Origin of the sequence: Aphanothece microscopica RSMan92, assembly GCF_046613545.2 — a bacterium.
GTDB lineage: Bacteria > Cyanobacteriota > Cyanobacteriia > PCC-6307 > Cyanobiaceae > NIES-981.
Window position 1 is genome coordinate 1 of the sequence record NZ_JBKKKY020000242.1, and the last position, 864, is coordinate 864.

Genomic DNA, 864 nt, shown 5'->3' on the forward strand with positions numbered 1-864 from the left:
TGCACGGCCGCGGCGGGTCGGCGGCGGACCTCCCGACCCTGCTGGACCACGCGGGCCTGCCCGATGTGGCGGCGATCGCGCCGCAGGCGCCGGGCAACAGCTGGTGGCCCACGTCCTTTCTGGCCCCCGCGGCGCAGATGGCGCCCTTCGTGGCGCAGGGCGTGGCCGCGGCGCAGGCCGCGCTGGCGGCGCTGGAGGCCGAAGGCATCCCGCGCGACCGGCTGTGGCTTTGCGGCTTTTCGCAGGGCGCCTGCCTGGCGCTGGAAACCTTTGCCCGCGCGGGCGAGGGGCTCGCGGGCGTCTTTGGCCTGTCAGGCGGGCTGGTGGGGCGGGACGATATCGGCACGCCCAGCCCGGGGCTTTATGGCCATGCCGACAAGGACCTGACCTATCCAGGCCGCCGCGACGGGGCGCGGGTCTGGATGTCGGTGCATGAACGCGACCCGCATATCCCGCTGCGGCGCGTGCAGGACAGCGCCGCAGCGCTGGCCGCGATGGGGGCGCAGGTGGAAACGACGATCCACCCCGGCGCGGGGCATGGCGTGATGCGCGCCGATATCGCGGCCTTGCGCGCGGCCCTGAACGGGTAAGAGCGGGGGCCAGCCCCCGCACCCCCGGGATACTTGCAGACAGAAAATGAAGACCGCGGAAGCTGTGTCATCTTCTGTCTGCCGGTGTCCCGCCAGCCGCGCGGCCGGGCGTCAGCCCATCCATGTCGCAGGCATCAGGCCGCGCAGCGCGTTGCCCCCCCAAAGGCGCACATGGGGCCGGTCTGCGGCGGGCAGGACTACCTCATGGCCCTGTCCTGCTGCCAGCATCTCGGCCCGCAGCACGCCCGGAAGAAGGCACGAGGTCAGGGGGGGC

General features: G+C 73.3%; 1 protein-coding gene. It reads left to right on the forward strand.

What is annotated here, in order from left to right; translation table 11 throughout:
• A partial coding sequence (locus ACLD7X_RS17235) for an alpha/beta hydrolase (RefSeq protein ID WP_411424917.1) occupies window positions 1-590 on the forward strand: 590 nt, incomplete at its 5' end.
• Window positions 591-864 lie beyond the last annotated feature (274 nt).